5 protein-coding genes and 1 tRNA gene are annotated in these 9,559 nt (G+C 46.1%); 5 read left to right on the forward strand and 1 reads right to left on the reverse strand.

Annotated elements, in window-relative coordinates:
• Window positions 1-38: 38 nt before the first annotated feature.
• The 4 genes from WEIDD23_RS04785 (at window position 39) to WEIDD23_RS04800 (ending at window position 6,729) form a co-directional block, all read left to right on the forward strand.
• Window positions 39-2,759, forward strand: coding sequence for a hypothetical protein (locus tag WEIDD23_RS04785; protein ID WP_062358807.1), 2,721 nt, complete (start codon window positions 39-41; stop codon window positions 2,757-2,759).
• A 150-nt stretch (window positions 2,760-2,909) separates the two neighbouring features.
• Window positions 2,910-4,523, forward strand: coding sequence for a glycosyltransferase family 4 protein (locus WEIDD23_RS04790; protein WP_010375190.1), 1,614 nt, complete (start codon window positions 2,910-2,912; stop codon window positions 4,521-4,523).
• On the forward strand, window positions 4,523-6,037 hold the full coding sequence (locus WEIDD23_RS04795) for a glycosyltransferase (RefSeq protein ID WP_010375189.1): 1,515 nt from the start codon (window positions 4,523-4,525) through the stop codon (window positions 6,035-6,037). Before WEIDD23_RS04790 ends, WEIDD23_RS04795 begins: the two co-directional genes overlap by 1 nt.
• An 80-nt stretch (window positions 6,038-6,117) precedes the next feature.
• Entirely contained in the window at window positions 6,118-6,729 is a 612-nt protein-coding gene (locus WEIDD23_RS04800) for a stage II sporulation protein M (protein WP_010375188.1), read from the forward strand.
• A gap of 79 nt (window positions 6,730-6,808) precedes the next feature.
• On the opposite strand, the gene WEIDD23_RS04805 is transcribed toward WEIDD23_RS04800, so the two are convergent.
• A tRNA-Cys gene (locus WEIDD23_RS04805) sits at window positions 6,809-6,879 on the reverse strand.
• A 251-nt stretch (window positions 6,880-7,130) separates the two neighbouring features.
• On the opposite strand from WEIDD23_RS04805, the gene WEIDD23_RS13490 reads away from it, so the two are divergent.
• On the forward strand, window positions 7,131-9,559 hold a 2,429-nt coding region (locus WEIDD23_RS13490), incomplete at its 3' end, for a lectin-like domain-containing protein (RefSeq protein ID WP_197458814.1).

A 9,559-nucleotide genomic window follows, 5' to 3' on the forward strand; every position in this document is an offset into this window, starting at 1 on the left:
GAAACTATTTGGGGATAGTGAGAAAGAGAGGCAACATCATGAAGAACACACGGCGTTTACAAGCAAAAGTACAACATATGGCGTTGGCTTCAATTATAATCGCAGGGATTGTTGCGCCGATTGTCCAACTCGCACCATCATTGCCAGGTATGAGCTTGCAAGATGTGAAAGCGGCAACTGGAGTGGTAGATAAGGTAGATAAGGGTACTGCCAGTGAAAATTACGCGCGTGATTTGTTAGGCGGTAGTTATTCAGGTACCACTCCTGCGATGTTGGCTGGTCAGACAGGCGTTGTCGATGGATCTTGGAAAATTACACCACGAGATACATCGGCTGCATATGCAAAGCGTACAAATGCGAAAGGTGATTTTCACATTCAATATGCTACAACGTTGGCTAATGGTCAAAATAAAATTTTTGATGGTAGCCAGGCTAGCACATATGACTCAACGTCAACTATCGTAAAGTTGACAACGCCGGTAGTGAATGAAAGTACGGACGTAAATCGAACGGCGACTTATATGGCTGTCAGTCCTGCATCTGATACAAGTACCAAGACTGCTAGTGGATCAACTGATGAGCTGGCTGTAGCAGCCGGAAATGTCGGAACCGCGACAACTAGTGATGCACCAACTAAGGTTAGCGGGTCGTTGAACAAGTTGTATAGGTTTACAGGTAAGCAGTATCTAAGTCTTCATACACCGGATGATTCTACAGGACTAAAACTTACCAATATCAGCTCGTATCTAGATTCAAGTACTTTTTCAGTGAAAGTTATTTATGCTGATGGAACAATATCTGATGTTGATTCTGGTGGTGTAGATGGTTACTCAACATGGTACCCAACTAGTAATGTACAAGGTATCTTCTACAGTGTTGATCCGAAGACAGGTGCATTGATGGTGAAGCACGGTACGATTACGGTCAGCAAAAATAAGACGACGTACAATTATTCATCGCCATTAGCCGTTGCGACGGATGGTGATTGGCAAAATGCAGCTGGTAGTCCAGCAACGAATATTTACGTCTACTCGAAGGTAAAAGTACCAGCATTGGGACAACAGCTAGTTTTGTCAGGAAATGTTAAGATGCCTACGAATGGCGATATGCGCCAGTATTCAGGTGATACGCGCATGTTTGGTGCGGGATCTACGACAAATACGCCGGTTAACTACAATGTGGCTGGTAATATACCCGAAACTTCTAGTACTTCATGGTATGGTTCATATGAAGAAGGTGGCTTCAACATCTTGAAGCATACTGATACAGGAGTTATTACACATGATGTGTCGTACACGGATGGAACGGGTAAGTCAATTACCAGTGGAAGTAGCGACAGTTACAACCAAGTAATTGCGTCAGATAAAATCACGAATACGCAGAGTCAAGATTCAACTGGTACGTACACGATTACGACTGGAAGCAATAATGTAACGTTTGCGAAGCAGCCAGCATTTGTTAATGCGAATGGTGATGATGTTTCTACGGCAGTTGGACTAAAGGACATGACGTACTACGATGCAACGGGTGCTAAGACAACTGATTATGCTAAAGCTGTTAAGGCCACTATGACGGTGACAATTCCAGCGACATCTAGCTACACAATCAAGTCAGTCTTCCAAGCATCAAAAACCGAGTCAATTACTTCAACGACCAGCATGACAGGTACGGATACCAACATGGCTAAGATTGACTTAACAAAGTCGTTTACTTGGAATGGTGCAGCTGCGGTAACGGGAAGCATTAATTATGTGGATGCGAATGGTAATCAGGTTGCTACAGGTTCTTACACTAAGGCGCCAGGATCATCAACTTCAGACATCACAGCCCCAACGACAACTGACGGTTACCGTTACAAGTTTGTGAGCGTTGATAAGTCAACGTATGATGGTAGTGATATCAAGGTGACGGTTGCAAAGATTGCAACTGGAAACATTAACTACGTCTACAATGGTAAGACAGTTTCATCTACGCCATTTACGGATCAAGATGCTGGTAAGACGATTGCAAACATCGCTGCACCAGCTGGTACGGTTGATGGGTTGCGTTACAAGCTTGCTGATGCAACGAAGTCATATGCTTATCCTGATAAGGATGGCGATGTGAACGTCGACTTGGCAGCGATTGTCTCAGGTACAATCGAGTTCGTCGATGCAGATAACAACAACGCTTTGGTTCAGCAACAAGCCTTTACCGACCAAACGCCAGGTGCCCAAATCTCACCTTTGACGTTGCCAGATGGTTACGTTTTGGCTGTTGGTGCCAACGGTGACGTACAATCAACGTACAACTACCCAACGACTGATGCCCAAGTGGTAACGGTGAAGGTACAAAAGTTGACGAGCGGCAACCGTAATGACGGTATGGAATTGACGGAAGTGCCTTCATTCAGTAGCGATAAGAATACAATCGGTGCTAGTGACACAACGACATTGACGGCAACGAAGGGTGGCGTCTTGTCATACTTGAACTTAAAGGGCCAAAATGCTGATATCTACATGTCAGCCACAGACTTGAAGTCAAACGGATCAGCTTTGCCAATTAAGACGTTGAAGGCTAACTTGAGCGCCGGTTTGGCTGATGTCTACGCTGCTAACCAGACGGATGGTTATGGTCACATGATTGTTAACGATACGACGAGCAAGAAGGGATCACTAACGATTCCAGACTTGCAAATGACGTTGTCGAACAACAACTTTGCGGCGGGTACGTACTCAGGTACTATCAACTACACGATGGTTTCAGATGACTTGAACTAACAATAATGTTTTAAAAACGAGGTAACTACGGTTGCCTCGTTTTTTCATACAATAAGCCAAAGCTCACAATACAGTTTGTTTATGATAGTAACTGTTATAATAGTATTTAAAAATAAGTAATTAATATCGCTCATAAAAGGAGCAATGCCGATGAACTTTTTCGTTAATGCGACGATGCCAAAGCAAAAGTCTGGTATCGAACACGCGCAATTGAAGCGCTTTGAACTATTTAATAATCACCAGGTGGATTCACGGATTGTTTTGCGTGATTGGGATCCAGTTGCGCACGTTAATGCGAACGCAGCGGGTATTCCGGATAACCAACTCATTAATATGTTTGATTATTTTCAGGAAGCTGTTACGGTGACGCCAAAAACTCTGCACGCGCAAGAGATTGAATTTGGTGTGCCAAATGTACAATTTGCCGATGAACCGGCAAATAATCGTTATTTGGTAACGGCCCAGAATGGTCAATTGGTAGCGCGCGTAAATTATGACGCCACTGCCGATAAGCGGGTACGGTCGACTGAGTTATTTGATGGCTACAACAATTTATTCCGGGTTGATCACTACGATTCACGTGGGTTTGCGTCATTAATTCAGTGGTATACGACGGATAATCAAATTGGTACGGAAACGTGGGTGACCCCATCAGGCCGGACGGTCATTGAAACTTTTAATAAGAAGACAATGGCCGGTGAGTTTGTTAAATCAGGCTGGCGTTTGATTGAACATGGTGGTCACGTGATGCAGTTTGACACGATTGAGGAGCTGACGAAACACTTCTTTGATCGATTGAATGATGATTTCTGGTCAGAAGAGCAACCGAACGTCTTTGTGCTGGACCGTTCACACTTGGGCGACTGGGGCCTTTTGCGTTTGCGCAAGCCTGCCTATGTCGTGATGCACCTTCACAATTCACATGCGGGGGATGCCCAAGATCCAATGCATGCCATTTTGAATAATCACTATGAATTTGCTATGAATGCGCTTGATGAATATGATGCAGTTGTCTCAGCGACCCATAAACAAACGCATGACGTGAATGAACGGTTCCAACCTAAGACGCGTCTCTTTACGATTCCAGTCGGAGTTGTGCCTGATCGTCTGTTGCAAGCTGAACGGGTGCCGGTTGCGCGTCGTGAATTTGGTAAGGTGATTGCGTTTGCCCGGATTGCCTGGGAAAAGCATCTTGATGATTTGGTGCGGGCTGTTGGGATTGTGCACAAGGAATTCCCACAAGTGACGCTTGATTTGTATGGTTATGCTGATCCAGCGGATAACTACAAAGCGCGTACTTCAGTTGAAGAAGCGATTCGTGAATACGGACTTGAAGGTGTTGTGACGATGAAGGGGTACACAACAGAGATTGATGCTGTCGAAAACAATGCTATGATGTATGGGCTGACTTCGCGTATGGAAGGGTTCAACCTAGCGATTATGGAAGCAATTTCACATGGTTTGATTGCCTTTTCATATGATGTTAATTATGGACCAAATGAAATCGTTGAAGATGACGTCAACGGTAATGTGGTGCCATACGAAGACTATGAGGCGATGGCGCAAGCAATGTTAAAGGTCTTACGCGACCCAGACTTGGCACAACGTTATTCAACGGGAGCATACGAGTCATCAGAACGTTATTCAGAAGAAAATGTGTGGCATGCCTGGCGTGAATTGTTGGATGATGCGGCTGCGGTGTGGCCAGCCAAGCTTGCAGCAATGCCGGCCCATGCCCATGATTTGAATAAGGAGGCTGAATAATGAATTATTTTGTTAGTGAAAATGTCTTTACGTTCAATTCTGGCACGGAGCATGCGCAAGCTAAGCGGGTGCAACTGTTCACAGAGCAGGGACAATCAGCGCAATATGTCACGCGAAATTATAATCGTTTCTTAGCTCGTGATGCAGAAGCGATCGGTTTACACGCAGAACAAGTATTGAATATGTATGATTTCTTCCAAGGGGTTACCGACGTACCGCGTGAGGAAGTTTCACTGCGCTTGTTGCCACAGATTCCGTTGGATGAGTATCATATTGAAGGTCACGGTCCAAACTATTCAACGATTAATCATGCTGGTCGCGAGTTGGCACGCATTAACGTTATGCCAGCTACGGTCGGATTAGTTAATGATATTGTCTACTATGACCGTTATGGCAATACAACGGCTCGTGAGAATTTTGATTGGCGTGGTTTTAAGTCGTCGGTAGATTATTTCCATCCAGACGGTAATTTAGCGGTGCAAAAGATGTTGAACTTGGCTGGCGAGACGGTTATTGAAATCAGTCACATGAAGGTTAATGGCACGTTATACCCAACCATGTGGAAATTGCTGAATTACAAGGGCCACGATTGGCGTTTTAATACGGAAGATCAACTATTTCTTTTCTTCTTAAACGAAATTACGGCTGAACATCCAGGATCGATCCTTGTGTCTGATCGTCGCAGTTTGGATCACGTGGTTGCGGATGTGCAATTTGCGGCGAAGAAGTTCGCAGTTTTGCATGATATCCATACACCTGATATCAAAAATCCAATTCGCGGTAAGTTGTATGATGCTTATCTGAATGTCCTTGAGCGTCGCGTGCGAGACTTCGATGCGATTCTAGTACCAACGCCTGAGCAACAAGCTGATTTGCAAAAGCGGTATTCGGGCGTCGATTTCCGAGTGGTGCCGGATACATTTGTGCCACAAGCACAATTGGCCGCATCACGCCTACGCTTGCCAGATCGCCAAGCTGGCAACATTTTGTTTATGGGGCGTTTGTCGCCTGAAAAGCGACCAGATCAAGCAATTCGTGCGCTAGCCCGGGTTGTTAAGTCAGTGCCATCAGCGACGTTGACATTCCATGGTTATCCAGCAAACGCAGAAATTTTGAATGAATTGAAGGCGTTGGCCAATCAGCTAGGTGTTACCAATAGTGTCATATTTGGTGATTACATCACCGGTGACGCTTTGGCCGCAGCCTATCAACGGGCACAAGTGATTGTGCAAACGTCAGTCGCAGAAGGATTCGGTATGAACTTAGTTGAAGCAATGAGTTACGGTGTTCCGGTCGTATCGTATGATATTACGTATGGTACGCGAGAACTTATTCATGATGGTGTGAATGGGTATGTCGTTGCAAATGGCGCGCACGGTGAAATGGCCGATCGCATTGTGTCAATTCTGTCAGATGATGGTGTCTGGGCTGATTTGTCAGCCGCAGCTTATGATAAAGCGGTGACATTTAATGGTCAGGCGATGATGGCAGCTTGGCAGCAAGCCTTACAATAGTAAAAAATAGAACCCTCGCTAGGCAATTAGCGAGGGTTCTTGCGTATAATAGTGAAAAAAGAAGTTGGAGAATTGGGTATATGACGAAAATTGGGACAATTTGGCGGGAAACATTTCGACGGTATTGGCGCACGATGGTGATTTTTGCCATCATCAATGTCGTGATTTGGTTTGTGGTGTTAGCACTAGTGAAATTCAATGCTTTTGGGCTACATGATTTGGCTTTGAAATCGATTAAAGCAAATTTCGTAAACGATGCATCGTCGCACAAAATCAATCATAGCGGCGCCTTTGGTGGTTTTGTGCAATTGACTTGGCACAACTATTTAGGTGGTTTAGCCACGGTGGCGATATCACTGATTCCAATTCCATTTTGGTGGGTGACCGCGGTGATGAATCCAGCCTCAATTGGTTATTTACTTGGCTTATCGCCAATCCCCGTGACCACTTTCTTTGCGGGTATTTTTCCGCACAGTATTGTCGAAATGCCCATGCAATGGTTGGAATTTAGTATTGCTTGGGAAACTTTCCGCTTGATTTGGCAAAACATCCGGACGAAGCAAGGCTGGTGGCATGGCATAGACTGGCGTCACATTATCATAATTCTAATTGTGGTGGTGTTGCCAATGGCAATTTTGGCTGGTGCCATTGAGAGTTTTATCACTCCAGCGTTGTTGAATATGGCGAAGTAGCGTTACAAGCTGTAAATTCTTGATAATAAAAAGAAAATCCCCAATCGGAGCGACACTTCCGATTGGGGATTTTCTTTAGAGGTAGTGACGGGAATCGAACCCGCGATGGCGGTTTTGCAGACCGGTGCCTTACCACTTGGCTACACTACCAAATTAATCATAGTATTTGTACCACGAATACATATTATAGGGGAAATGTGAACATCTTGCAATTCAATAGGGCATTTTCTAAGATGTCAAGCAATATGCTTAATAACTTCACGCAATAGTTTAACCATTGTAACTTCTGTTTTCTATCACTGAAAAGGAAAAATCGCCTCGTATCATACACAGTGAGGGGGAGTCTCGTGACTTCCTGGAGTGGCGAGAATACATAAACAAGTAATGATAGAGGCAGACTTATGGAAAAGAATGATTTTGCAAAAGCGAATACGCAACAGGCAAAGCATCGCCGCATGTGGGTGACTGCGGGGATGACGGCCCTAACGGTTGGGGCAAGTATTGCCGGGCCGGAACTATTGGATGAAGTTCAGACTGAATTGGGGAATAATGAGCCACGCACAACGGTAACGAAAGATAGTTCACCGTTAGTGAAGGTGGGAAACGTGCTGTTTTCATCACGCTCGGCAGCCGCGGAGACGATTAATAATGTGGTGGATGCCAATGGTGGTAACCACAGTTTTAAGTCAACGCAAACCCAAGTGACGACAAACTTCACGGGTTCGGGAGCTGGTTTTTCAAATGCGAGTGGGTCGTATGACGGGCAAAGTGCGACATTTACAACGTTGACGAATACATCGGGCCAGGACCAAGGTGCGATTGCTTTTAACAAGCAACTGGACATGACGGCCAGTTGGACGATGAAATTTAATTTAAATTTGACGAAGTACAACACTGGTGGAACGGCCGGTTTGATTACGGGTAATCCATCGAATGGGGCTGGTGACTTCTTGGGGTTAGTTTTGGCACCAATTGCGCCTAATAAATTGGGGACTAGCGGTGGTGGCGGTGGTTCGCTCGGAATGGGTGAAGAGAAAAAAGATGATGGCACGACTGTGCCAGGGATTCCAAACGCCGTTCAATGGGGAATTGACTTTTATAAAAATGATGGTGATGCCACAAATTTGGTTAATCCAACCGATGGTACCGGTGGAAGTATTCTGGGATCTGACGGAAGTGATGGTACGCAAGTTGCCGGTTTCCGTACAACTGACGCGAGCGGTAAATTGAATACGGTCTCTGGCACCACGGGATTTCAGTCATTTGACCATAGCACCGGTGGTAGCTTGATGGGATTTAGTGGTCCGGGTCCGGACAGTAAAACTGATGATGGTTGGGCTGGCCCATCTGATCCCAATTTGGAAGCAGAAATGACGGCCACGTATACGTATTCGAATGGTGTGGGAACACTGACAATTAAGGCCGATAACGGTACCTATTCCGCTTCAAAGCAAATTACGATTACTGACGGTGTGAATTCAACGATGTCGGTGGGATTTAAGGCTTCCGACGGTGCTAAGTATTCACAAAAGGGTGTCACAATTCGTGAGTTTGATTTGACGTTGCCAACCGCAGATACCAAGGTTAACTACATTGACAAAGAAGGCAATGCTATTTCAGGGCAGGCAAGCACGACAATTAAGTCAAACGTTAATGACACGTTAGGCATTGTGACGTCTGGTGCGTCAACTAACACGACGGGGACAGCGCACACGTTTACGGCGCCAACCATTGCCGGTTACACGTATACAGGGACGACGTATGGCACAGCCAAGTCAACGACGGGGCCACTGACGGTATCTGACACCGACGCGAACAACATTATTAATGTGCAATACGCGAAAAACTCAAAGTTGACAACGGTCTTCGTGGACCAGAATGGCCACGTACTATCAACGGTACCGTCCGTTGAATTGGGGACAGCGGGGACAAATTACGATGGGCAGAAGGCCACGGCTGCAGCGGATTATGCGGATTATACTGCTGCATTAGCGACCGCCAAGAGTAATGGCTACACCGGTGTCAGTGGTGTTTATTCAGATTCCGCCTTAACAACGAAACTTGGGGCGGACTTATCAGCGGCAACTTTTGGTAACACTGATAAAACAGTTTATGTGCAATTAACGCCAGCTCCGCAAACAGCAACAATCACGTACAACAAAGCAACTGGGTTGAGTACGGCAGGAAGCACGGCGCAAGATAATGCCGTGTCAGCGTCACCAACCTCATTGACGGGGGTCACGAATGACAAGTACCCAGCGAATACGATTCAAGTGCCAGCGGGGATGACGGCCACAATCAAAGATGCAGCGGGTAACACGTTGGATACAGATACGTCGAAAGCGACGCACCTGGTTAAAAATAGCGATGGGTCTTATACGATTGTGGGGGCGTTTAGCCTAACGTCGGCGGGTGCCTTAGCAGTACCGAGCTATACCGTAACGTATACGGCAAATGCGGTCAAAATGATTCAACAGTACCCTGATGAGACGCGCTCAAACGCCGGCACGGCCTATGGTACCTATAGTGCCGCGGGTGTTGTGCAAAAGTCAGGCTATGTCTCATTCGTTGATGGCACAAAAGCCAATCAGACGCCGGCTGGTACGTTTGGCGCAACCGATAAAACATATACCATTACGTACGAAGCGGTCCCTGCGACGGCTGGCGAAGTCGCTAATGAGCCAACGGTGACGGCGGCGTTGGCTGCAGTGAATGCGGCAACAACCGAAACGGATTATAAAGCGGCGCTGGCAGCGTATAATACGGCGGTTTCGGATGCGCAAACGGCCCGTGATAATGCTGAAACAGCAGCGAAGGCCGTGGATTCAAG

The sequence above is a fragment of the Weissella sp. DD23 genome (genome assembly GCF_001579105.1).
Taxonomy (GTDB): Bacteria; Bacillota; Bacilli; order Lactobacillales; family Lactobacillaceae; genus Weissella; species Weissella cibaria.

Bases quoted from the DNA above. Each gene is read 5' to 3' on its own strand.
- WEIDD23_RS04795 (WP_010375189.1), top strand. From the start codon at position 4,523: ATGAATTATTTTGTTAGTGAAAATGTCTTTACGTTCAATTCTGGCACG.
- WEIDD23_RS04800 (WP_010375188.1), top strand. From the start codon at position 6,118: ATGACGAAAATTGGGACAATTTGGCGGGAAACATTTCGACGGTATTGG.
- WEIDD23_RS04785 (WP_062358807.1), top strand. From the start codon at position 39: ATGAAGAACACACGGCGTTTACAAGCAAAAGTACAACATATGGCGTTG.
- WEIDD23_RS04790 (WP_010375190.1), top strand. From the start codon at position 2,910: ATGAACTTTTTCGTTAATGCGACGATGCCAAAGCAAAAGTCTGGTATC.